The sequence below is a fragment of the Kitasatospora sp. NPDC056181 genome, from assembly GCF_042266225.1.
In the GTDB taxonomy this organism is placed as follows: Bacteria; Actinomycetota; Actinomycetes; order Streptomycetales; family Streptomycetaceae; genus Kitasatospora.
Genome location: NZ_JBHJUK010000035.1, coordinates 45,340 through 67,421, shown reverse-complemented (window position 1 = coordinate 67,421; position 22,082 = coordinate 45,340). Strand labels below are relative to the sequence as shown.

Here is a 22,082-nt window from a genome sequence, read left to right as displayed (position 1 = left end):
CTGGCAGCAGGCCGCCTGTGGCCGGCCTCGGCCCGCCGCCCGCCGTGGTGGCGGGGGGGCCGAGGCCGGATGTCGCAGTGCTCGCGTTCGTGATTGGCCGCGACGGCGCCGGATGCGGCACAGTGGCCCCATGAGCGCGGACACCAGGAGTCACCTCGCCCCCGGGCAGCGCGCCGCCGGCCGCCGGCGGCCGGTGCAGCAGCGCAGCCAGGAGCGCTACGGCCGGATCCTGGACGCCTGCGCCGGGCTGCTCGACGAGGTCGGGGCCACCGCGCTCACCACCAAGGAGGTCGCGCACCGCGCCCAGGTGCCGATCGGCACGCTGTACCAGTTCTTCGCCGGCAAGGAGGACCTGCTGGCCGCGCTCGCCGGCCGCAACCTCGACCACTACCTCCAGCGCCTCGACCGGCGGCTGGGCGCCGGGGTCCCGCCCGGGCCGGCCGGGTTCACCGACCTCGCCGTGGACGAGTTCGTGGCGATGAAGCGCACCGTGCCCGGCTTCGGCCAGGTGGACTTCGGGCTCGCCGACGCCGCCGTGTCCACCGGGGTCCGGGACGACCGGCACCTGATCGACGCCGAACTGGACAACAACACCGCCGTCGCCCTGCGCCTCCAGGCGCTCGGCGGCGAACTGTTCGCGGCGGCGGACCCGGCAGTGGTCACGCTGCGCCTGCGGGTGGCCCTGGAGGCGGCGGACGCCGTGCTCAAGCTCGCCTTCCGCTGCGCCCCGGACGGCGACCCGGCCATGATCGCCGAGTCCAAGCGGCTGGTCCGCCGCTACCTCACCGAACCCGTCGGCCCGCGCTGAGCGACGGCCGGCCGGCCGCGGCACCGGTTCCCGCACGCCACGCCGTTGCGAGCCCGCGCGGACCGCAGCAGAGTGGAAGCAGAACGGCCGCCCGCGCGGCCACCGCTACCCGAGGAGCAAGACCATGCACGCAGCGGTAGGTGACCAGCTCCACATCCACAGCAGGTCGGTGGGCATGGTCGACCAGAAGGGCGAGATCATCGAGGTGCGCGGCGCCGAGGGCGAGCCGCCGTACGTGGTCCGCTTCGAGGACGGCCACACGGGCCTGATCTACCCCGGTCCCGACTGCAACATCGAACCCCGCCAGGCGCTCCGCTGACCCAGGCGGCCACCACCCCGCGTGCCTGCGGCGCGGGGTGGTGACTCACGTGTCCGCCCCCGCCCCCGCACTGCCCGGCGCGCTCGCCGGGCTCGCACCCCTGCTCGACCAGTACGGCTACCTGGCCGTGGCGTTCTTCGTGCTGCTCGACAACTGCGGCATCCCGGCGCCCGGCCAGACCGTCCTGGTGCTCGCCGCCGTCTACGCGGGCGCCGGGCACCTCAGCCTCGCCGCCGTCGTGGTGATCGCCTTCGCCGCCGCGGTCGTCGGGAACAGCCTCGGCTACCTGATCGGCAGCACCGGCGGCCGCGCCTTCGTCCACCGCTGGGGCCGCTACGTCCTGCTCACCCCGGCCCGGATGGAGCGCGCCGACGGCTTCTTCGCCCGGCACGGCGGCAAGGTCGTCACGATCGCCCGCTTCGTGGACGGCCTGCGCCAGACCAACGGCATCATCGCCGGCACGACCGAGATGCCCTGGCGGCGGTTCCAGCCGTTCAACGTGCTCGGGGCCGCGCTCTGGGTCGGCGTCTGGTCCGCCTTCGGCTACCTGGCCGGCGCCAACATCGGCGCGGTGTACCGGACGGCGGTCCGCTACCAGCTCTGGCTGCTGATCGCCCTCGTCGTCGTCTGCGCGGCCCTCGTCGTCCGCCACCTGCTGCGCCGCCGCAGGCCGGACGGCGGGCGGCGCGAGCATGCGGACGAGGGCCCGGAACCGGGCCCCGGCCCGGACGCGGGGTCCGAGGGGCGGGAATCCGAGGGCCCGGAGTCCGGGCGCCCGGGGCCCTAGCGGAGCGGGAACACCTCGAACGGGACGGCGAAGCGCGTCCCGAGCCGGCTGCCGGCGCCCCGGCCGAAGCCCTCCAGGAACTCGCGCGGGTCGCCCATCGCGCCGCCCAGTCCGGCCAGGTACGCCTTGTGCTCGGCCAGCGAGGCGACGCCCTGCTCGAAGTGGTCGGTGGTGTCCACGGCGTGCCGGGCGTCGGGCGAGGCGACCGCCCAGACCTCGCGCACGCCGTTCCACGGCTCGTGGCCCTCGGCCGTCAGCTCGCGGAACACCCACCGGTTGCCGGCGTCCCGCACCGCGTCCAGGGTGGCCCGGCCGACGGCGATGTGGTCGGCCTGGTTGAGGAAGGTCCCGCCGTACGTCTCGCGGAAGTTGCTGGTGATGACGATGTCCGGGCGGTGTCGGCGGACCGCGCGGGCGATGTCGCGGCGCAGCGGCAGCCCGTACTCCAGTACTCCGTCCGGGTGACCGAGGAACTCGACGGTGTCGACGCCGACCACGGCGGCCGAGGCGATCTGTTCGGCCTCGCGCAGCGGCCCGCACTCCTCGGGGCTCAGCGAGTCGATGCCGGCCTCGCCGCTGGTGACCATCAGATAGACGACCTTCTTGCCCTGCGACGTCCAACGGGCGACGGCGGCGGCACCGCCGTACTCCATGTCGTCGGGGTGGGCGACGACCGCCAGTGCGGTCTGCCAGTCCTCGGTGACGTGCTCGAACGGCTCGGGGGCCTGTTGCTCGCTCATGGTGGTGCTGCCTCTCCGTGGTGCACGCGGTGCTGTCGGCACTGTCGGCGCGGTCATGGCGCCCGTTGCAGTCATACGGTCGTACCGATGGTGACTCTAGAAGATCACCGATCCCCTCGTCCGCCGAACACTCCGTCAGACTCCGTCCTGCCAGGGCTCCCTGCGCCCTTGCCCCTGACCCGCAGGTCAGGGGTTGGCGTCCCGGCACCCGCAGCGGGACGGCCGCTGCCGTGTTCCTCCTGGAGTTCCACCATGCCGCTCCCGACCACCGCCCGCGAGGTCCGGCTCCGCACCGCCCCCGACGGGCTGCCCACTCCCGCGCACTTCGCGCTCGTCGAGACCCCGCTCGCCGCGCCGGCGCCGAACGAGGTGCTGGTCCGCGGTGCCGGGCCGATCGGCGAGCAGCCGGCCGGGGCCGCGCCGGACGGCATCGACGTGCTGCTGGACACCGTCGGCGGCGAGCAGCTCACCGCCGCCGTCGGCGCGGCCCGGCCGGGTGCACGGTTCGCCCTGGTCGGGGCGCCGGCCGGGCAGCTGGCGCGTCGGGGGAGCAGCCCGAGGACTCGGCCGCGGCGAGGCGGCTCTACCGACCGGCCTCTACCGACCGGCCTCTGTCGACCGGCCTCTACTGGCCGACCCGCCCGAGGAAGCCCGGGTCGGCCACGCCCAGCTGGGCGCAGAAGTCACCCGCGATGCCGAGGAGTTCGGCCATCGGCACCGGCTTGCGGGTGGTGCCGGCGAGATCCTCCCGGGCCTGCTCCGTCCAGAGGAACGGGTAGACCGCCACACCCTGGTGCGCGGCCAGCCCGGCCGTCTCCTCCCGCCAGCCCGGCCAGCGCAGGCTCTCGTAGAACTGGTCGAGCGCCCCCGACAGCAGCCACTCCAGCCAGGCCGCGTACCCGGCGCCGAGCGCCTCCCACTCCAGGCTGTCGGGCGCGAAGTAGACGATCTCCCCCGGCGCCCCGGGCCGCTCCGGTTCCATGCCGTTGAGCGCGAAGACCCCGCCAAGGAGGTCGTGGGCGACGACCAGCCCGTCGGCCGGCCGCCAGTCGGGGTCGACGGCCGCAGGAAAGGCGTTGACCTCGGCCAGCGACGGCAGCCCGCCCGGCCCGCCGTAGATCCGCAGCCAGCCACCGTCCAGCAGCAGGCCGCCGCTGTGGGCGACCACCGCGCCGAGGAACGACCTGGTGGTGACCTGGAGTTGTTCCAGCCCGACCGGTCCGCGGGCCGGGTCGGCCGGGCAGACCTCGACCTCCGCGGCGCCGCCCCCGAACAGCTCCTCCAGCACCGGCCAGGCCGGGTCGTCCACCTCTGTCAGCTCCACCAGTGATCGCATCCCGGCATGATCGCAGAGCCGGCGCCGCGGACCGTCATCTCCATGTTGCAGAGGATTCTCTGCAGACACCTCTATGCAGAGGATCCTCTGCAACCTACGATGGCGTCATGAGCGAGAGTCCCGAACACCCCGAGCACCCCGAACAGCCGGAACAGCCCGCCCCGCACGCCCGGCCGCAGCGCCGGATCGACGCCCGGAGCCTTCGCGGACTGGCCCACCCGCTGCGGATGCAGATCTTCGAACTGCTCAACCTGGACGGCCCGTCCACCGCCACCCGGCTCGCCGAGCGGCTCGGCGAGAACACCGGCACCGTCAGCTGGCACCTGCGCCACCTCGCCGAGCACGGCTTCATCGAGGAGGAGACCGGCCGCGGCACCAAGCGCGAACGCTGGTGGCGCCGGGTGCCCGTGGCCAACCGGCTCGAAACCGCGGACTTCCGCGACGACCCCGAGACCCGCGGCGCGCTCTCCCTCTACATGCACGAGCTGGTGCAGCAGTACTTCAACCGGGTCACCTCCTACGTCAACGAGGAGTGGGAGGACGAGTGGCGCAACGTCGGCACCATCTCGGACTGGACCAAGCTGCACCTGACGCCCACACAACTCCAGGCACTCAACGAGGAGTTGGCCGAGGTCATCGCCCGCCACACCGCGGACCCGGGCAGCGTGCCCGACCCGGGCGCGCTGCCGGTCGTGGTGCAGCTCCAGTCCTTCCCGCGCCGGCCCCGGGGCACCGAGTGAGCCGCGGCGCACGCGGCGGACTGCTGCGCCGCAACCGCGACTTCCGCCTGCTCTGGTCCGGCGAGACCGCCGGGAAGTTCGGCGCCTCCGTCACCGGAGTGGCCCTGCCACTGATCGCCGTCTCCGACCTGAACGCCTCCACCCTGCAGATCAGCCTGCTCAACGCCGCCGCCTGGGCGCCGTGGCTGGTGATCGGCCTGCCGGCCGGTGTCTGGGTGGACCGCTTAGCCCGCCGGCCCGTCATGCTGGCCACCGCCGCCGTCTCACTGCTGCTGTTCCTCGCCGTCCCGGTGGCCGACCGGCTCGGCCATCTGAGCATCGGCCTGCTGCTGGCCGTCTCGCTGCTGACGGGCACCGCCGCCGTCTTCTTCCAGACCGCCTACACCGCGTACCTGCCCGACCTGCTCGACCCGGCCGACCAGCCCGAGGGCAACGCCAAACTCCACGGCAGCGCCTCCGCCGCCCAGATCGCGGGCCTCGGCTCCGGCGGTCTGATCGCCCAGTTCGCGGGCGCGGTGAACGGCATGCTCGCCAACGCCGCCACCTTCCTGGTCTCGCTCGTCTGCCTGGCCCGGATCCGCCACCGCGAGACCCCGGCCCCGCGCAGGGAGCGCGCGTTGCGACGCGAGGTCGGCGAGGGCCTGCGCCTGGTCGCCGGGGACCGCTGGCTGCGCACGCTGACGCTGTTCGGCGCCGCCTCCAACCTGGCGCTGATGGGGTACCAGTCGATCCAGGTCGCCTTCCTGGTCCGCGAGGTCGGGCTCGCCTCCGGCACGGTCGGCGGGCTGATCGCGGTCGCGGCGAGCGGCGGCATCGCCGGGGCGTTCGCCGCCCGCCGGGCCGCCGCCCGGATCGGCACCGCCCGTGCGATGCTCCTCTTCGAACTGGGCCTGTCCGGCCTCGCCCTGCTGATCCCGCTCACCACCGGCGGCGCCGGCGTGCTGCTCTACCTCGCGGGCGGGTTCAGCGTCTCCGCCGGGGTGGTCGCGGGCAACGTCCTCAAGTCGGGCTTCCTGCAGAGCTACTGCCCGCCCGGACTGCTCGGCAGGATCACCGCCAGCGCCGCCGTCCTCAACTACGGCACCATCCCGCTCGGCGCCGTCCTCGCCGGCGTCCTCGGTACGACGCTCGGCCTGCGCCCCGCGATGTGGCTCACCGCCGCCGGCGTCCCGCTCGCCGCCCTGATCCTGCTGTTCTCCCCCGTCGGGCGCACCCGGGACTTCCCCGCCGCCCGCACGCGCAGCACCGCCGGCACGTCCGCCCCCAGCACCTCGACCCCGGCCTGACCTGCGCACCGCCGGCCCGCCGGCCCGCCGCGGATGGGGCCGGCGCACCGAATCCGCCGACCGTCCGGCGGAGTTGTCGCTCGCGCGAAGTCACCGCCCGAGCCGGAAGTCTCCGTGCGTGAGCTTGCGCCGTCGCCGTGCGTGGGCGCCGACCCGGTGCCAACGGCGGTGCCCGTCCGGCCCCTCGGCCGCGCGTCAGCTTGAGATGCGGGCTCCGATGCCGTCGAGGAGGAAGTCGAGGCCGGTCCGGAAGGTCTGGTCGGCGTCCGGGTGAGGGCCGTCGCGGACGACCGTGGCCAGCGCGGGGAAGCGGCCCGTGGCGAAGGTGCGCTGCAGGTACGGCCCGAAGGTCGCCTGCCACTGCTCCTTGTCCATCCCGGTGGCCCGCTCGGCGCGCCGCTCGGTGATCTCCCGGCGCACCGCGCCGATCACGTAGGCGTTGACCGCGGAGATCGCCGGCACGGCGGCGTCCAGGTCGACGCCGCCCATCGCGGCCGCCACGGCCTCCCCGCAGGCCAGCGTGTTCGGTCCGAGCTGCGGCCGCCCGCCGATCAGGTCGGCGAGCCATTCGTGCCGTTGGACGGCCTGTCGGGTGGCCTCGGCGAGGGAGCGCAGCGCCTCTCGCCAGCCGTCGCCGGTCGGCCGGATCTCGGCGTGGACCGCGTCGACCATCAGGTCGAGCAACTCCTCCTTGGTGGCGATGTAGCCGTAGAGCCGCATCGGCCCGACTTCCAGCGCGGCGGCGACCTTGCGCAGCGACACCGCCTCCAGGCCGTCCGCATCGGCCAGCCCGATCGCCGCTCGTACGATCCGCTCCCGGCTCAGCGGGCCCAGCACCGGTCGATCCGGCGGCTCCGGTCGTTCCCACACCAACATGCCGCTGACAATACCGCCTGAGTGATACGGTGACAGCGTCGATACAGTGTATCGATCAATACGGTGAATCGGGGGACTCATGACCATCGCCATCATCGGAGCCGGCCTGGGCGGCCTGACCCTGGCCCGCGTGCTGCACCTGCACGGCATCGACGCCGTCGTCCACGAACGTGAACCCTCGCCCGGCGCGCGCAACCAGGGCGGCATGCTCGACCTGCACACCGGGACCGGCCAGCGGGCACTGCGCGAGGCCGGCCTGATCGACGGGTTCCACGCGATCGCCCGCCCCCAGGGCCAGGACCTGCGCCTCCTCGAACCGGACGGCACCCTGCTGCTGCAGGAGGACACGCCCGACGGCGCGCCGTCGGATCGGCCCGAGGTCGACCGCGCCGACCTGCGCAACCTCCTGCTGGACTCCCTCCCCGCACACGCGGTGCACTGGGGGCACGCGTTCGAGTCCGCCGACCACGGCCTCCTGCGCTTCGCCGACGGCAGCCGTACGACGTGCGACCTGCTGGTCGGCGCCGACGGCGCGAACTCCCGGGTCCGCGCCCTCCTCACCGACACCCGGCCGGTGCACACCGGCCAGAGCGTCGTCGAGCTCGCCATCCCCGACATCGACCTCACCCACCCCGACCTCGCCACCATGGTCGGACGCGGCAACTACTGGGTGCTCGGCAACGGGCAGTCCCTGTCGGCCCAGCGGAACGGCGACGGCCGGGTACGCGTGTACCTCAGCTTCTACGACACCGCCGAGAACTGGCTCGCCACCAGCGGGATCCCGTTCGACGACCCGGCCACCGCCCGGGCACGCCTGATCGACCTGTTCGCCGGCTGGGACCCACGGTTCACCGCCCTGATCGCAGCCTGCGGGGACACGGTCCTGACCCGCTCGATCACCACCCTCCCGGTCGGCCTGACCTGGCCCTCGAACCCGGGCATCACCCTCCTCGGCGACGCCGCCCACCTGATGCCCCCGGTGGGGCAGGGCGCCAACATGGCGATGCTCGACGGCGCCCTGCTCGGCCTCGCACTGGCCGCCCGCCCGGACGACCTCCCCGCCGCCGTCGAGGAGTACGAACGCGAGATGTTCGACCGCACCGGCGCCGTCGGCCGACAGTCCGCGTCCATGCAGGAGATGCTGGCGTCGCCGGACGCCGGCCGGAAGATGCTCGCGTTCTTCCAACCCGCCTGAGGGCAGGCGGGTGCGGCGAGGCGATCCAGGGCTCCGGCGTGGCGCCAGGCGTCCCACCAGGCGGTGATCCGCCCCGTCGCCGGTCGGTGACCGGGCGCTCGGATGCCGTCGCGGCCGGCGAGGTTATTCTGACCCAGGAGTCCGATATGCCCGATTCGTTCGATCCTGTGGTCGCACAAGGCATCGGAATGATCATTACCGATCGGAAGGCGGAGCAAGTGAGCGTCAAGCCCGTTCCGGAGAACCATCCGCGCGTCACGCCGTATCTCTGCGTCGACGGAGCGGCAGCCGCGATCGACTTCTACGTCTCCGTCCTCGGTGCGACGGAGCGCATGAGGTCGCCGGCGCCCGGCGGCAAGCTCGGTCACGCCGAGCTCCAGATCGGCAACTCGGTCGTCATGCTCGCGGACGAGTTCCCGGAGATGGGATTCCGCGGGCCGAAGACGGTGGGCGGCACGTCGGTGCACCTCTACGTCTACGTGGAGGACGTCGACGCGGCCTTCGCCCGGGCCCTCGCCGGGGGCGCCACGGAGCTGGATCCGGTGAAGGACCAGTTCTACGGCGACCGGTCCGGGCAGTTCGAGGACCCGTTCGGCCATCGGTGGCACGTGGCCACCCATGTGGAGGACGTGCCGCCGGCGGAGCTGGAGAAGCGGGCCAGGGAGGCCATGGAGTCCCTGCCGGGCGACAGCTGACCGGGCTCGTCGCCGCCCGCCCGCGCCGCACGGTCCGGGCAGACGGCTGCCGTTCCGCTCACGCCGCGACGGGTGACGGGGCGCGCAGCGGCGCCAGTGCGGTGCTCCAGGCGACGACCTGGTCGAGCATCGTGTTCAGGGCGGGCAGGTTGTAGTCGCCGGGCTTGAAGACGTGGTAGCCCTCGAACTCGGTGATCAGGGACAGCGCGACCTGCTGGCGTACGTCGGCCATCTGGAGCTCGGCGGCGACCAGGCGCAGCTGTTCGACGGCGCGGACGCCGCCGACCGCGCCGTAGGACACGTAGCCGACCGCCTTGTTGTTCCACTCGGCGTAGAGGAAGTCGAGCGCGTTCTTCAGCACGCCGGGGATGCCGTGGTTGTACTCCGGCGTCACGATGACGAAGCCGTCGAACGATGCGATCTCCTCCGCCCACCGCCGGGTGTGCTCGTTCCGGTAGTTCCCCAGGGACGGCGGAACGGGCTCGTCGAGGTGCGGCAACGGGTGGTCGCGGAGGTCGATGAGCTCGAACGCGGCGTCGGTGCGGCGCGATGCGATGTCGAGCACCCACGTGGCGACCTGTTCGCCGTTGCGGTTGGGGCGGGTGCTGCCGAGGATGATGCCGATCTTGAGCATGACGGGCCTGGCCTTCCTCGTTCGCGGTGCCTGGCACGACCGGCACCTGCGGAGTTCGTGCTGCCCGGCAGATCGTCTGCGGAGCAGACAGTCTCGCCAACAGCGGGCCGCTGCCTATCATTCCTGGTATGCGCAGCATTCCTGGTACGGGCAGCGGGGCGCAGACCACGTCGGCAGCCGGGTGTCCCGACCTCACGGAGGACCTCGGCTTCTCGCTCATGGCGGTGGCGCATGCCTACCGGACCGCCGTCTCCCCGGTGCTCGCGGGCGTCGCCCGGGGCGCCCGCGGCTTTCAGACGCTCGCGGCCGTGGTCGAGGGCGACGGGCCGAACCAGATCGCGCTGGCCGGCTACCTGCGGATCGACCGCACGGTGATGACCTACCTGCTCGACGACCTGGTGGCGGCGGGCCTGGTGGAACGCCGGCTCGACCCTGCCGACCGGCGCCGCCGCAGGATCGTCGCGACCCCCCTGGGCGTCGAAACCCTCCGTGACCTCCAACGACAGGTGAGGGCGGCGGAGGACGCGCTGCTCTCCGTCCTCGACGAGGACGAACGGGCGGTCCTGCGCTCCCTGCTCGCGCGGCTCGCCCGCACCGTCGCGGAGGGCGAACCGGGCGGCCTGTCCTGCGACGTCGGCCCGGACTCCTGCGAGGTCGGCGCCGACTCGTGCGACGTCGGGGCGGACTCCGGTGACGCCACCGTCAGCCCAGGGCGCGGTCCAGGTTGAACGCGGCGCTGATCAGCGAGAGATGGGTGAACGCCTGGGGGAAGTTGCCGAGTTGTTCGCCGGTCCGGCCGATCTCCTCGGCGAACAGGCCGACGTGGTTGGCGTAGGTGAGCATCTTCTCGAAGGCCAGCCGGGCCTCCTCCAGCCGGCCCGCTCGGGCCAGCGCCTCGACGTACCAGAAGGAGCAGATCGAGAAGGTGCCCTCGGAGCCCCGGAGTCCGTCCGGACTGGCCTCCGGGTCGTAGCGGTAGACCAGCGAGTCGGAGACCAGGTCCGAGGTGAGCGCGTCCAGGGTGGAGAGCCACTTGGGGTCGGTGGGCGAGATGAACTTGGCCATCGGCATCATCAGCAGGGACGCGTCGAGGACTTCGTGGTCCAGCCCCTGGACGAACGCGCCGCGCTCGGCCGACCAGCCGCGGGCCATGATCTGCCGGTAGATCGCGTCGCGGCACTGCCGCCAGCGGAGCAGGTCGGCGGGGAGCCCGCGCCGGTTCGCCACCCGGATCGCCCGCTCCAGCGCGACCCAGCACATCAGCCGCGAGTACACGAAGTTGCGCCGGCCCCCACGGGTCTCCCAGACCCCCTCGTCGGGCTGGTCCCAGTGGTCGCAGAGCCAGTCCACCACGGCGCCGACCTCGTCCCAGTGACCGCTGCTGATCGGCTGCCCCCACTTGTCGTAGAGGTAGACGGAGTCGATCAGCGCGCCGTAGATGTCCAGCTGGAGCTGCCTCGTGGCGGCGTTCCCCACCCGGACCGGCGCGGACCCGAGGTACCCCTCCAGGTGGGACAGCTCGTACTCGGGCAGGTCGCAGCTCCCGTCGATGCCGTACATGATCTGCAGCGGGCCGGTCTCCCTGGTACCCCGCATGATCCCGTGCTCGGAGATGAAGCCCATGAACGCCTCGGCCTCCGAGGTGAACCCGAGGCGGAGCAGGGCGTAGATGCAGAAGGCGGCGTCGCGGACCCAGACGTAGCGGTAGTCCCAGTTGCGCTCGCCGCCGACCTGCTCGGGCAGGCTGGTGGTCGGCGCGGCGATGATCGCGCCGGTGGGCGCGTAGGTGAGCAGCTTCAGCACGAGCGCGGAGCGGTGCACCATCTCCCGCCACCGCCCGTGGTACTGCGAGCGGGACAGCCAGTGACGCCAGAACCGGACGGTCGCCTCGGCCTGCTCCTGCGCCTCGGCACGCGGACACGACCGGGCCGGGACGCCGTCGCCGATCCGGTCGAGGGCGAACACGTGCGACTCGCCCTCGAGGAGCTTGAAGTGCGACCGCACGTCCACCCCCTCGCCCTCCAGGGGTGCGGTGGAGGTCAGTGCGAGCGTCAGTGACGGCGAGCGGAACACGGCCTCGTGGCCGTCGAGTTGCACGGTGTGCGCTTCGGCGCCGTAGCCGAAGCGCGGGGCGATCCGCGCCCTGAACGGGAGCACCCCGCGGACGCACACCACCCGCCGGATCAGTCGGTGACGGCCCGCCTCGCGGGACTCGTCGACGACGGGCATGAAGTCCTGGATCTCCGCCACCCCGTCCGCGGCGAAGAACCGGGTGATCAGGACGTTGGTGTCGGGGAAGTAGAACTGCCGGGTCCGGGCCGGCACGTCCGCGGACAGTTCGAAGCTGCCGCCCCGGTCGGCGTCGAGTATGGACGCGAACACGCTGGGTGCGTCGAAGCGCGGGCAGCAGTACCAGTCGATGGTGCCGTCGGTGGCGACGAGCGCGGCGGTACGGAGATCGCCGATCAGGCCGTGCTCGGAGATCGGCGGATACCGGGAACCGTCCGGCTGCCCGAATCCGCCGCTGCCGTACTGCGCCATGGCGGCCTCCTCACCCCGTGGTGCGGGGCATCGAGCCGAACCTCTCGTCTCATGCTAGATCGCGGCGTGTCGCAGCGCCGAGGCGAGCCGGGAGGCCGCGGGAGCGGAGCACGCCGACCGGCTGCCGACCGAACCTCGTCGCGGCCCGGCGGGCGTGACCCTCCGAAGCCGCTGCCGGGGCGCCGGATCCGGCCTCCGGTCTGCACCGTCCGGACCACCGTGGTCATCATGGAACTGCGGCCGACGGACAGGAGGGACACACGATGGAGCTGTTCCCACCGATGCCGCTCGCCGAGTGGCGGGACACGAAGGAGACGCTGCACCGCTTCGCGCAGGTGGTGGGCAAGGTCCGTCTCGCGGCGAGCGTGCGGCGCAACCACTGGTGGAACGTCCCCTTCCACCTCACCGGGCGCGGGATCACCACCCGGCCCATGGGACTGGTCGACGGCAACCCGGTCTTCACCGTCGACTTCGACTTCGTCGACCACCGGCTGGTCGTCGCGACGGCGGACGGCAGGGCGGCGTCCTTCCCCCTCACCGGCCTGTCCGTCGCCTCGTTCTACCGGCAGACCCTGGAGACGCTGGCGGCCTCGGGCGTCCGGGTGGAGATCCCGGTTCCCCGGCCCTACCGACTGGCCGACTCCGACCGCCCGTTCGCCGAGGACTTCGAGCACGCGACCTACGATCCCGCCTGGGCGAACCGCTACTGGCAGGTGCTCGGCCAGGTCGGGCTGGTGCTGGAGGAGTTCGCGGCGCGGTTCTCGGGCAAGGTCAGCCCCGTCCACCTCTTCTGGCACTCGCTCGACATCGCCCACACCCGGTTCTCCGGAAGCGCCCTCGACCAGCCGGCGCAGGTGGACCCGGTGACCCGCGAGGCGTACTCCCGGGAGCTGATCAGCTTCGGGTTCTGGCCCGGGGACGCCAACCTGGGCGAACCGGCCTTCTACTCCTACACGACTCCCGAGCCGGCGCACCTGGCCGAGGACCCGCTCACTCCCGCTTCCGCCCGGTGGATCGAACTCAACGACAGCCACCTGGCGGTCCTGCGCTACGACGACGCCCGTACCCGGCCCGATCCGAGAGCGGCCGTGCTCGCCTTCTACGAGAGCGCGTACCAGGCCGGGGCCGCCCGGGCCGGCTGGGACGTCGGCCGCCTCGCCTGCCCGGGTGGGATCACGGACCCGCGGCTGCCGGCCCCGCCGCTCTGAGCACGCCAGTGCCCGCGGCTGCCGGCCCGCCCTTGTGGGTACGTCAGTGCAGGTGCAGCTGCCAGTCGGCGGGGACCTTGCCGCGCGGGCCGGGCACCGGCTGCGAGTCCGGATGCGCGGCGGGCGCCGCCAGTTCCGGCCCCTCGTAGTACTGCTCGGTCTCGACGTTCCACAACCACGCCTCACCGGGCTCGAAACTGGCGAGGAACGGGTGCCCCGCCTCCCGGGCATGCCTCGTGCCGTGTTGCGAGGGCGAGGAGTCGCAGCAGCCGATGTGCCCGCACGCGGCGCAGCGCCGCAGGTGGAACCACCACCCCGGCCCGTCCCCCGCCAGGCACTCCACACACCCCTCTCCGCTCGGCCGCGCGGAGGGGTCAATCCCCCGGATCGGGCTGTCAGCCATGGGACACGCCTCCCGGTGAGGGCTCGGCCGGGCGCGCCTGTCCGGCACGTCGGGGCCGCAGCCGTCGGACCGTCTCTTGGAATCCCAACCAGCCGGCCCGCACGGGGATTCCGCGGCGAGCAGCAGCGGGCGGTCCCGTCGGCCCGGGCCGACCGCCTCCCGTCGCCCCGGGCGGGCCGGGCCGACGGGAAGCGGTCGCGTCGGCTGCGACCCCGACGTGTTCACGAGGGCCCGGCGGTGACCTTGAAGGTGGCGACCGGCTGTGCGTGACTGGAGGGAGCAACAGTGGCCCGGCCGACATCGAGGTGCTCCGGATGGGATTCATCGGCACGGTGGGGCTGGTGCTCCACCCCGAACGCACCTGCGCGCCCACCGTGGAGGCCGTGGTCCGTTGGAGCCGGGCCCGGGGGACGAAGGTCCTGGGGCTGGCCGCGGAAGTGGCACGGATCGGCTGCGACGCCATTCCGGTCGGGGCCGAGGAGATGACCACGAGCGCCGACCTGATGATCAGCCTCGGCGGGGACGGCACCATGCTGCGCGCCATGCGGCTCGCGACCGGGGGCCACGCGCCCGTCCTGGGCGTCAACGTCGGACGCCTGGGCTTCCTCGCCGAGGTCGACATACCGGAACTGCCCGCCGCACTGGACGCCATCGACGCCCGACGCTTCACCGTGGAAGCCCGCTCCGGCGTCCACGCCCGCTTCGGGGCCGCCCAGGAGACGGCGCTCAACGACGTCGTGCTCCTGCGCAGCCCGGGACACAAGTCCGCGGCGGTCGCCGTACGGGTGCAGGGTCAGCCCTTCGTGGCCTACACCGCCGACGCGGTCGTGGTCGCCACGCCGACCGGCTCCACCGCGTACAGCTTCTCCGCCGGCGGCCCGATCGTCTCCCCCAACGCGGAGGGGCTGCTGATCACCCCCGTGGCTCCGCACGCCGCGTTCAACCGCTCCGTCTTCCTCTCCAGCGGCGAGCGGCTCGACCTGGAGGTCCTGCCGCACAGCGGCGACCTCGCCGTCGAGGCCGACGGCCTCCTGGCCGGCCACGTCTCACCGGGCGACGTCATCGAGGTGACCATGCTGCCCGCCGCCGCACGCGTCGTCCGGCTCGGCCACACCACGTTCTACCAGCGGGCCCAGCGCAAGCTCCGGCTCACCGGCTCGGCGGAACACGGCTGAGCACCGGTCCGTACCCTTGACCCATGACCCCGGAAGAGCTGGCCAACCTCGCGCACCTGCGGCGCGCGCGGGACCTGATCGACCGGGAGTACGCACGTCCGCTCGACGTGCCCACGATGGCCGGCCACGCGCTGATGTCGCCGGCACACTTCTCGCGGCAGTTCCGGGCGGCCTACGGCGAGACCCCGTACAGCTACCTCATGACCCGCCGGATCGAGCGCGCGATGGCGCTGCTGCGCGCGGGCATGAGCGTGACCGACGCCTGCATGACGGTCGGCTGTACGTCGCTGGGCTCCTTCAGCTCGCGCTTCACCGAGGTGGTGGGCGTCACCCCGAGCGTCTACCGCAGTCGTGAGCACGCCGCCGTCACGGCGATGCCCGCCTGCGTGGCGAAGCAGCGCACCCGCCCTTCGCGCGGCGGACCGACGGGCGGACCGGCGGGCGGATCGAGCAGGAATCGAGAAGCGGACGACCGGTCCGCCGCCTAGCGTTGCCCGCATGGACATCGCACTTCAGTACTGCCACATCACCGTGAACGACCTGGACGACTCGCTCTCGTTCTACCGCGACGCGCTCGGCCTGGACGTCCGCAACGACGTCTCCTCGGGCGAGCACCGGTGGGTCACCCTCGGCAGCGCGGCCCAGCCGGACCTGGAGTTCGTGCTCTCCGAGCCGCACGCCGGCCGCTCCCAGGCCGACGGCGACGCCCTCCAGGCGCTGCTCACCAAGGGCGTGCTGCCGATGATCGTCTTCCGCACCGACGATCTCGACGCCGCCTTCGAGCAGGTCCGGGCCTCCGGGGCCGAGGTGCTCCAGGAGCCCATCGACCAGGCCTGGGGCCCGCGTGACTGCGCCTTCCGCGACCCCTCCGGCAACATGGTGCGGATCTCGCAGGCGAAGAAGTAGCGCCGGCCGGACATCCACGGCGGGCCCGGCGCCCGCACAGCACGGAACCGAAGAGGCCCCTCGGCCCCCAGCGCCGAGGGGCCTCTTCGGCTGCTCGTCAGGAGGGGCCGACTACAGCACGGATGTGTAACGGACTTCCCACCCTCTTGTGAATGCTATTTCACATTACTATGTTACACATCACATCGCCGACACAGGTCGGCCCCTCCCGCACCCCAACAGCGGCGAGGAAACGCCTGCCGCCTCCTCCCCCGGCAGACGCCCGCACCACGTGCAACCCCCACACCTTCACCGGAGGATCATCAGTGCCCCCCACCACGTCCGTTCGCAACGCCCTGCTCTCGGCAGCCCTCACCGCCGCCCTCGCCGTGCCGCTCATCCAGAGCGCCCAGGCCGCGGCCCCCTCGGCACCCACCGCGGCCCAGGGCGCCGCGTCGGCCCAGGCCGCCCCGGCCCCGGCCGACCAGGCGGCGCACCGGGCCGCCCCCGGCGGGGCGGGCTCGGCCGGCCCCCAGGGCTGGCCCGGAGCCGCCGCGCTCCAGCCGACCACCGGCAGCCAGCCGGGCGACCCCGCCGCCCCGGCCCTCGCGGACGTCGCCGGCCAGGCCACCACCTGCTCCCCGGAGGCGTTCACCTCCCTCTCCCCGGCCGCGCTCGCCGACTTCCTCTCCGACCGCAGCCACACGTACCAGAAGTGCCTGCGCCCCCTGCTGGTCAATTGGAACGTTCAAACCGCCAAGGTGATGACGCCCGCGCACGTCCAGGCCGTCGCCAACCGGATCACCGAGCTCGCCCCGCGTTTCGACGGCGCCAACAACCTCAACCAGCAGGAACTCTGGTACTTCCTGCACGTCGCCGTCCTCTTCGACTTCGGCCACGCCGAGATCGACATCTCCGACGCGGCCAGTGTCGGGGCCATCGACCGGGCCATCCGCGCCTACACCGCCAACCCGCGCGTCCTCGACCCCACCAGCACCAACGGCGACACGATGGGCGAGCTGCTCCAGACCAGCACCGCCCCGGGCCTGCGCGTGGCGCGCCTCCCGCTGGTCAAGCAGGTCCTGCGGATGTTCGCCCCGGGAAGCCCCGTCGTCGGCGACCACGGCTGGAACTGGGCCGTGCAGGGCGCCCTCCAGATCAACTTCCAGGGCATCGAGAACGTCGGCGAGGACCCGCAGGGCCTCTTCCGCGCCGCGGTCGCCGCCGACGCCGACTACCGCCAGGCCTTCCGCGCGTACGCCGGCTACACCCACCTCAAGGGCACCGACAGCGAGTGGGCCGCCGGCGACGCGATGCTGGAGTACGGCCGCTTCGCCGGCATCGCCTCCCTCAAGGCCGAGTTGACCGCCGACATCGGCCCCACGCTCCAGCAGGCCACCGGCGTCTTCGGCCGGCTGAGCCGCCCCTGGGGCAACCTCGTCGGCCCGGTCAACAGCCTCGGCCTGTGCGGTCAGTACAACGTCTGCCGCGAGGTCCTCAAGCAGGAGTTCTTCCCCAACACGTACACCTACGACAACGGCTCGCTGATCGTCCGCACCGCCCTCGACCGCGCCACCGCCGACCAGCTCTACTACGCCACCAAGCAGGTCAAGGCCCAGTTCTTCCGCGTCCTCGGCACCGACCAGCCGCTCGCCGGCGACAACCACCCCGTGCTGACGGTCCAGCTGTACGACACCAAGTCCCACTACCAGGCGCTGCAGTCCCCGCTGTTCGGCATCGGCGACGTCAACAACGGCGGCATGTTCCTGGAGGAGCAGTCCAGCTTCTACACCTACCAGCGGACCAGCACCGAGTCCTACTTCAGCCTGGAGGAGCTCTTCCGGCACGAGTACACGCACTACCTCAACGCCCGCTGGGCGATCCCGGAGGTCGGGTACACCAAGCGCTGGCCCAGTGCGGCCACCTTCGCCATGAACGAGGGCACCGCGGAGTACTTCGCCGGCTCCACCGGCAAGGACGGGGTCAAGGCCCGCAAGTACATGGTCCGCCAGATCGGCTGGGACGACCAGGCCGGCACCCCCCGCCTGAGCGTCGACCGCATCCTCCACGCCACCTGGGAGGGCGAGGGCTTCTCCGCCTACCCGTACGCGGCGACGTTCTTCAACCTGCTCGGCGAAAAGCACCCCGACCAGCTGGCCGAGATGTACCGGCTGCTGCGCGCCGACGACCTCGACGGCTACAACGCCTGGCGCGACCGCCTCGGCCGCGACACCGCCCTCCAGCGCGAGTACACCGCCTACCTCGATGCCGAGATCCCGCTCGCCGACTCCCTCTACGTCCCCGTCACCCACTACACCGCCAACGGCAGCCTGACGTACGCCTGGGCCTCCGAGGTCCAGAACGCCTTCGCCGCCGCCACCCAGAACACCCCGGTCTGCAAGGACAACGCCGACTGGAACAACAAGATGCGGTTCAGCTGCACCGGGCGCATCACCGCCAACCTCACCAACTCCGCCGACGCCGGACAGGTCCGCAAGGACATGGCCGCCACCATCGACCACTTCCTCCTCTCCCGCGGCGGCGCCGCCGCCAACAACCTCGCCGACATGAACTGCTGGTTCGGCAAGGTCGACGTCTGGCCCACCGGCCGGGCCGGCAGCGCCGAGTACTCGTGCGAGGGCCCGCTGCGCCGGTAACCGCGCACCCGCACCACCGCACCGGCCCCGGGGCGGACACGGGACCCGTTCCCGTGCCCGCCCCGGGGCGCGTGGCGCACCCGGGCACCAGGCCACCCGAGCACCCGGGCACCCGCCGGTGCCGAGCCCGGGCGGCCCCGGCGCCGTACGTTGTTCCTGTGGCACGGAGCGAACGAGCCGGCCGGCTCGCACCCCCCAGCTGGCTCACCGCGGGCCTGCGGCCGCACTCGGCGCCGATCCCGTGGGCCGCCGTCGCCCGGGCGGCCGTCGCACTCTCCGCGCCGCTCGCGGTCGGGATGGCCGCCGGGAACCCGGGCCAGGGCGCACTCGTGTCGATGGGCGCGCTCTCCGCCGTCATCGGCGACACCGCCGACGCCTACCGGATGCGGCTGTTCAACATCGCCGTCCCCCAGCTCTTCGGTGCCCTCGGCGTCACCCTCGGATCGCTGGTGTACGGCCAGGGGTGGACGGCCGTCGCCGTGCTCACCGTGACCGCGCTGGTCTCCGGCATGATCTCGTCGATCGGCGCCGTCGCCTCCGCCTCGGGGCTGCTGCTCCTGCTCAACGCCGTGGTCGGCGCCGGCCTGCCGATGCCCTCGCCCTGGTGGAAGCCGCCGCTGCTGCTCGCCCTCGGCGGGCTGGTGGTGCTGCTGCTCACCCTGTTCGCCTGGCCGCTGCGCGGCGGCGTGCCGGAACGGACGGCGGTCGCCGCGACGTACCGGACCGTCGCCGACTTCCTCCAGGCCGCGGGCACACCCGTGCACGACGAGCGGCGGCAGGCCGTCACCCACTCCCTCAACGAGTCCTACGACCTGCTGCTCGCCCACCGCACCCGTCGGCACGGCCGCTCCCCCGGCCTCGCCCGGCTGATCGCCCAGCTCAACTCGGTGATCCCGGTGGTCGAGGCCGGCTCGGCGGCCAAGCTGCGCCCGCCCTCGCTCGGCCCGCTGCCGCAGGCGTACCCGGCGGCGGTGCGGGAGCTGGCCGCCACCGTCGAACAGGGCCGGCCCGACGCGCCCGCGCTGGACCTGCCGCCGCCCACCGGCCCCTCCGAGCGCGCCATCGACCAGGCGCTGCGGTACGCGGCCGCCGTCGCCGCCGAACCCGCCCCCGACCCGTTCGGCCCGGCCGACCGCATCGGCCGCCCCGCCGCGTTCCAGGTCCGAGCCCGGCGCACCGCACGCGCGGCGCTGGTCTCCGGGGCGTCCTGGCGGTACGGCCTGCGGCTGGCGCTCTGCATCGGCCTCGCCCAGGTGCTGGTCTCGACGCTGCCGGTGCCCCGCTCCTACTGGGTGGCGCTGACCGTCACCTTCGTCATGAAGCCCGACTTCGGCTCCGTCTTCTCGCGCGCCGTGCTGCGCGCCTTCGGCACCGCGGCCGGGCTGCTGATCGCGATCCCGGTCCTCGCCGAAGTGCCGCGCGGGTGGTGGGACGTGCCGATGACGGCCCTGCTCGCGATGCTGATCCCGGCCTTCTCGGCGAAGGGATACGCGTTCCAGACCGCCGCCATCACCCCGGTCATCCTGATCCTCTCCGACCAGATCAACCACCAGGGCTTCCAACTGGTGCTGCCCCGGCTCCTCGACTCCCTGCTCGGCTGCGCGATCTCGCTGATCGCCGGCTACCTGCTCTGGCCGGAGTCCTGGCACACCCGGATCGGCGACCGGCTCGCCGACGCCGTGGCGGACACCGCCTCCTACGTCACGCTGGCCTTCGCCGCGGCGCCCGGGCGGGACCAGGCCGTACGGCTGCGCAACCGGCGCCGGCTCTACCGCGACCTGTCCACCGTCCGCTCGGAGTTCCAGCGGGCACTCACCGAACCACCGCCGACCGGGGCGCTGGCGGCCGCCTGGTGGCCGCTGGTGATCGCGGTCGAGCGGATCGTGGAGGCCACCACCGCCACCCGCGTCCGGATCGACCACGGCGACCCGGCGCCGCCCGCGGCCGAGGTCGCGGCCATCACCCGGGAGCTGAACGAGCTGGCGGACGCCCTGCACGCGGGCGCGGAACCTGCGGCCCCGCCGACGCAGGCCGGCCCGGACGGATCGGACGGATCGGACGGCCCGGAAGGCCCCGAGGAGCAGCCGGACGGTGTGCTCGCCCCGCTGCACCAAGAGGTCCGGGCGGCCCTGGCGATCGCCGCCCCCGACCCCCTGGGCTGAACGCGCACGCCCGCCGAGAAGCAGGCCGACGAGCGGGCGGGCCAAGCGGGCAGGCTGAGAAACGGGCCGGCGAGCGGGCGGGCCAGGCGGGCAGGCTGAGAAACGGGCCGGCGGGCTGACACCCGGCCTGACGGCTGGTCAGACGGCCGTGTCCTGGTCCTGGATCCGCCGCCAGGGGCGGTCCGCCTCCAGGGCGAAGGCCAGCTCCAGCAGCAGCCGCTCCTGGCCGTACGCCGCCGACAGGTGGACGCCGATCGGCAGGCCGTTGCCCGCGGCCTCGGCGGGCAGCGCGATCGCCGGTGCGCCCGTCACGTTGTTCACCGGCGTGAACGCCACGTAGCGGTGCAGCCGGTCCAGCAACTCCTCGAACGCGACGTTCGGGCTCAGGTGGCCGATCGGCGGGGCGGTGTGCGCGAGCACCGGCGAGAGGATCACGTCGTGGTCGCGGAACAGGCCCGCGTACGCCGCCTCGGCCTGCCGCAGCCGGCGCAGCACCCCCGGCAGCCGGTGGAACTCGCGGTGGAAGGAGCGCCGCAGCCCCGACGTCAGTCCGTCCAGCTTCCGCGCCTGGAAGCCCGGGTCCAGCACGAGCCGGCCGGTGGCGGCGATCAGGAAGGCGATGTACCCCCAGTAGGCCGTGAAGTCCCGGGAGAACTCCTCGCCGAACGGCAGGACCGCCGGCGTCACCTTGTGGCCCATGGCCTCCAGCCGCCCCGCCGTCCGCTCGACCGCGTGCCGGGTCGGGGCGTCGGTGACCGCCACCGGGGAGTCCACCACCAGCCCGATCCGCAGCGGCCGGTCGCCGGGCCCCTCCACCAGTCCGATCGGCGGCAGCGACGGGTTGCGGTGGTGCCGCTCGGCCGCCGCGAAGAAGGCGGCGGTGTCGCGGACCGAGCGGGTGACCACGCCGTCGGTGACCAGGTCGATCGGCAGCCGTCGGCCCTGGTCGTTGAGGACGGTGCGGCCCCGGGTCGGCTTCAGTCCGACCAGCCCGCAGCAGGCCGCCGGGATGCGGATCGAACCGCCGCCGTCGTTGGCGTGCGCGATCGGGACGACGCCCGCCGCGACCAGCGCCGCCGCCCCGCCCGAGGACGCCCCGGGCGAGTGCGAGGGCCGCCACGGGTTGCGCACCGGCCGGGCCTCGGCGAACTCGGTGGAGGCGTTGAGGCCGAACTCCGGCAACCGGGTCTTGCCGAGCACGGCCAGGCCGGTGCCGAGGAACTGCTCGGCGAAGCCGGCCGTCCGCCGCGCCGGCTTGGCCCGGAACGCCGAACTCCCCTGCCCGGTCGGCATCCCCCGCAGGTCCACGTTGTCCTTCAGGTAGCTGGGCACCCCGAACAGCGCGCCCCGGTCACCGGCCGGCGCGCTCCGCGGCTGCCCGTACGCGGCGAACGCGACCGGCGCCAGCGCCGCGTCGACCCGCTCGGCCCGCGCCACGGCGGCCGCCGCCAGCTCCGCCGGGCTCACCGCACCGGCCCGCACCAGGGCCGCCAGCGCCACCGCGTCGTGCTCCCCCAGCGCATCGTCCCCGAACGCGTGGACCCGCTCATCCGCCATGCGAACTCCCCATCCCTACCGGCCGGTAATGCGCGCGAGTTCCGCAGTCTAGGCGCGGACGGTCCGTCCGGACACCCC

At 73.2% G+C, this 22,082-nt stretch carries 21 protein-coding genes; 14 read left to right on the top strand and 7 right to left on the bottom strand.

The window, feature by feature from the left end; genetic code table 11:
• Positions 1–130 precede the first annotated feature (130 nt).
• From ACFC1F_RS16275 to ACFC1F_RS16265, 3 genes are all read left to right on the top strand, one after another.
• A complete protein-coding gene (locus ACFC1F_RS16275; protein ID WP_376158836.1) occupies positions 131–808 on the top strand; it encodes a TetR/AcrR family transcriptional regulator in 678 nt (225 codons plus the stop codon).
• Between the two features lie 124 nt (positions 809–932).
• Complete coding sequence (locus tag ACFC1F_RS16270; RefSeq protein WP_148641280.1) at positions 933–1,127, top strand: DUF1918 domain-containing protein; 195 nt, start codon at positions 933–935, stop codon at positions 1,125–1,127.
• A 49-nt stretch (positions 1,128–1,176) separates the two neighbouring features.
• The gene (locus ACFC1F_RS16265) at positions 1,177–1,914 is read left to right on the top strand and encodes a DedA family protein (protein WP_376158834.1); all 738 of its coding nucleotides are present in this window, start codon (positions 1,177–1,179) and stop codon (positions 1,912–1,914) included.
• On the opposite strand, the gene ACFC1F_RS16260 is transcribed toward ACFC1F_RS16265, so the two are convergent.
• Both ACFC1F_RS16260 and ACFC1F_RS16255 read right to left on the bottom strand, forming a co-directional pair.
• Positions 1,911–2,654: a PIG-L deacetylase family protein gene (locus ACFC1F_RS16260; protein ID WP_209412393.1), complete on the bottom strand. Its 744-nt coding sequence runs from the start codon at positions 2,652–2,654 to the stop codon at positions 1,911–1,913. The genes ACFC1F_RS16265 and ACFC1F_RS16260 overlap by 4 nt on opposite strands.
• A 625-nt stretch (positions 2,655–3,279) precedes the next feature.
• Complete coding sequence (locus ACFC1F_RS16255; RefSeq protein ID WP_376158832.1) at positions 3,280–3,990, bottom strand: DUF2625 family protein; 711 nt, start codon at positions 3,988–3,990, stop codon at positions 3,280–3,282.
• A 107-nt stretch (positions 3,991–4,097) separates the two neighbouring features.
• Between ACFC1F_RS16255 and ACFC1F_RS16250 the strand changes: the two genes are divergently transcribed.
• Both ACFC1F_RS16250 and ACFC1F_RS16245 read left to right on the top strand, forming a co-directional pair.
• On the top strand, positions 4,098–4,730 hold the full coding sequence (locus tag ACFC1F_RS16250; protein ID WP_376158830.1) for an ArsR/SmtB family transcription factor: 633 nt from the start codon (positions 4,098–4,100) through the stop codon (positions 4,728–4,730).
• Positions 4,727–6,016, top strand: a complete 1,290-nt coding sequence (locus ACFC1F_RS16245) for an MFS transporter (protein WP_376158828.1) — start codon at positions 4,727–4,729, stop codon at positions 6,014–6,016. Before ACFC1F_RS16250 ends, ACFC1F_RS16245 begins: the two co-directional genes overlap by 4 nt.
• Before the next feature lie 195 nt (positions 6,017–6,211).
• Here the strand turns inward: ACFC1F_RS16245 and ACFC1F_RS16240 are convergent, their stop codons facing one another.
• Positions 6,212–6,892, bottom strand: coding sequence for a TetR/AcrR family transcriptional regulator (locus ACFC1F_RS16240; protein WP_376158826.1), 681 nt, complete (start codon positions 6,890–6,892; stop codon positions 6,212–6,214).
• 79 nt (positions 6,893–6,971) lie between these two features.
• Here ACFC1F_RS16240 and ACFC1F_RS16235 point away from each other — a divergent pair, with 79 nt between their 5' ends.
• Both ACFC1F_RS16235 and ACFC1F_RS16230 read left to right on the top strand, forming a co-directional pair.
• Positions 6,972–8,087 (top strand): FAD-dependent oxidoreductase, encoded by a 1,116-nt coding sequence (locus tag ACFC1F_RS16235; protein WP_376158824.1) that lies wholly within the window; start codon positions 6,972–6,974, stop codon positions 8,085–8,087.
• 218 nt (positions 8,088–8,305) lie between these two features.
• A complete protein-coding gene (locus tag ACFC1F_RS16230; RefSeq protein ID WP_376158822.1) occupies positions 8,306–8,782 on the top strand; it encodes a VOC family protein in 477 nt (158 codons plus the stop codon).
• A 58-nt stretch (positions 8,783–8,840) separates the two neighbouring features.
• Here ACFC1F_RS16230 and ACFC1F_RS16225 read toward each other — a convergent pair whose 3' ends face one another.
• Entirely contained in the window at positions 8,841–9,416 is a 576-nt protein-coding gene (locus tag ACFC1F_RS16225) for an NADPH-dependent FMN reductase (RefSeq protein ID WP_376158820.1), read from the bottom strand.
• A 128-nt stretch (positions 9,417–9,544) separates the two neighbouring features.
• On the opposite strand from ACFC1F_RS16225, the gene ACFC1F_RS16220 reads away from it, so the two are divergent.
• Complete coding sequence (locus ACFC1F_RS16220) at positions 9,545–10,144, top strand: MarR family winged helix-turn-helix transcriptional regulator (RefSeq protein WP_376158818.1); 600 nt, start codon at positions 9,545–9,547, stop codon at positions 10,142–10,144.
• Here the strand turns inward: ACFC1F_RS16220 and ACFC1F_RS16215 are convergent.
• Positions 10,119–11,957: a glycoside hydrolase family 15 protein gene (locus ACFC1F_RS16215; protein WP_376158816.1), complete on the bottom strand. Its 1,839-nt coding sequence runs from the start codon at positions 11,955–11,957 to the stop codon at positions 10,119–10,121. The two genes, ACFC1F_RS16220 and ACFC1F_RS16215, sit on opposite strands and share 26 nt — an antisense overlap.
• 263 nt (positions 11,958–12,220) lie before the next feature.
• On the opposite strand from ACFC1F_RS16215, the gene ACFC1F_RS16210 reads away from it, so the two are divergent.
• Positions 12,221–13,165, top strand: coding sequence for a DUF5996 family protein (locus ACFC1F_RS16210; protein ID WP_376158814.1), 945 nt, complete (start codon positions 12,221–12,223; stop codon positions 13,163–13,165).
• A 43-nt stretch (positions 13,166–13,208) separates the two neighbouring features.
• On the opposite strand, the gene ACFC1F_RS16205 is transcribed toward ACFC1F_RS16210, so the two are convergent.
• Complete coding sequence (locus ACFC1F_RS16205; protein ID WP_209412413.1) at positions 13,209–13,568, bottom strand: UBP-type zinc finger domain-containing protein; 360 nt, start codon at positions 13,566–13,568, stop codon at positions 13,209–13,211.
• A 314-nt stretch (positions 13,569–13,882) separates the two neighbouring features.
• On the opposite strand from ACFC1F_RS16205, the gene ACFC1F_RS16200 reads away from it, so the two are divergent.
• From ACFC1F_RS16200 to ACFC1F_RS16180, 5 genes are all read left to right on the top strand, one after another.
• Positions 13,883–14,743 carry an NAD(+)/NADH kinase gene (locus ACFC1F_RS16200; RefSeq protein ID WP_376158812.1) on the top strand — a complete coding sequence of 287 codons (861 nt, stop codon included), beginning with the start codon at positions 13,883–13,885 and terminating at the stop codon, positions 14,741–14,743.
• Positions 14,744–14,766: 23 nt separating this feature from the next.
• The gene (locus ACFC1F_RS16195; protein WP_376158810.1) at positions 14,767–15,231 is read left to right on the top strand and encodes a helix-turn-helix transcriptional regulator; all 465 of its coding nucleotides are present in this window, start codon (positions 14,767–14,769) and stop codon (positions 15,229–15,231) included.
• Between the two features lie 10 nt (positions 15,232–15,241).
• Positions 15,242–15,649, top strand: a complete 408-nt coding sequence (locus ACFC1F_RS16190) for a VOC family protein (RefSeq protein WP_376158808.1) — start codon at positions 15,242–15,244, stop codon at positions 15,647–15,649.
• A gap of 305 nt (positions 15,650–15,954) precedes the next feature.
• On the top strand, positions 15,955–18,285 hold the full coding sequence (locus tag ACFC1F_RS16185; protein WP_376158806.1) for a collagenase: 2,331 nt from the start codon (positions 15,955–15,957) through the stop codon (positions 18,283–18,285).
• Between the two features lie 158 nt (positions 18,286–18,443).
• Complete coding sequence (locus ACFC1F_RS16180) at positions 18,444–20,447, top strand: FUSC family protein (protein ID WP_376158804.1); 2,004 nt, start codon at positions 18,444–18,446, stop codon at positions 20,445–20,447.
• A gap of 138 nt (positions 20,448–20,585) precedes the next feature.
• Here the strand turns inward: ACFC1F_RS16180 and ACFC1F_RS16175 are convergent, their stop codons facing one another.
• On the bottom strand, positions 20,586–22,004 hold the full coding sequence (locus ACFC1F_RS16175) for an amidase (protein WP_376158802.1): 1,419 nt from the start codon (positions 22,002–22,004) through the stop codon (positions 20,586–20,588).
• Positions 22,005–22,082 lie beyond the last annotated feature (78 nt).

Bases quoted from the DNA above. Each gene is read 5' to 3' on its own strand.
- ACFC1F_RS16275 (WP_376158836.1), top strand. From the start codon at position 131: ATGAGCGCGGACACCAGGAGTCACCTCGCCCCCGGGCAGCGCGCCGCC.
- ACFC1F_RS16270 (WP_148641280.1), top strand. From the start codon at position 933: ATGCACGCAGCGGTAGGTGACCAGCTCCACATCCACAGCAGGTCGGTG.
- ACFC1F_RS16260 (WP_209412393.1), bottom strand. From the start codon at position 2,654: ATGAGCGAGCAACAGGCCCCCGAGCCGTTCGAGCACGTCACCGAGGAC.
- ACFC1F_RS16255 (WP_376158832.1), bottom strand. From the start codon at position 3,990: ATGCGATCACTGGTGGAGCTGACAGAGGTGGACGACCCGGCCTGGCCG.
- ACFC1F_RS16250 (WP_376158830.1), top strand. From the start codon at position 4,098: ATGAGCGAGAGTCCCGAACACCCCGAGCACCCCGAACAGCCGGAACAG.
- ACFC1F_RS16240 (WP_376158826.1), bottom strand. From the start codon at position 6,892: ATGTTGGTGTGGGAACGACCGGAGCCGCCGGATCGACCGGTGCTGGGC.
- ACFC1F_RS16235 (WP_376158824.1), top strand. From the start codon at position 6,972: ATGACCATCGCCATCATCGGAGCCGGCCTGGGCGGCCTGACCCTGGCC.
- ACFC1F_RS16225 (WP_376158820.1), bottom strand. From the start codon at position 9,416: ATGCTCAAGATCGGCATCATCCTCGGCAGCACCCGCCCCAACCGCAAC.
- ACFC1F_RS16220 (WP_376158818.1), top strand. From the start codon at position 9,545: ATGCGCAGCATTCCTGGTACGGGCAGCGGGGCGCAGACCACGTCGGCA.
- ACFC1F_RS16215 (WP_376158816.1), bottom strand. From the start codon at position 11,957: ATGGCGCAGTACGGCAGCGGCGGATTCGGGCAGCCGGACGGTTCCCGG.
- ACFC1F_RS16210 (WP_376158814.1), top strand. From the start codon at position 12,221: ATGGAGCTGTTCCCACCGATGCCGCTCGCCGAGTGGCGGGACACGAAG.
- ACFC1F_RS16205 (WP_209412413.1), bottom strand. From the start codon at position 13,568: ATGGCTGACAGCCCGATCCGGGGGATTGACCCCTCCGCGCGGCCGAGC.
- ACFC1F_RS16200 (WP_376158812.1), top strand. From the start codon at position 13,883: ATGGGATTCATCGGCACGGTGGGGCTGGTGCTCCACCCCGAACGCACC.
- ACFC1F_RS16195 (WP_376158810.1), top strand. From the start codon at position 14,767: ATGACCCCGGAAGAGCTGGCCAACCTCGCGCACCTGCGGCGCGCGCGG.
- ACFC1F_RS16190 (WP_376158808.1), top strand. From the start codon at position 15,242: ATGGACATCGCACTTCAGTACTGCCACATCACCGTGAACGACCTGGAC.
- ACFC1F_RS16175 (WP_376158802.1), bottom strand. From the start codon at position 22,004: ATGGCGGATGAGCGGGTCCACGCGTTCGGGGACGATGCGCTGGGGGAG.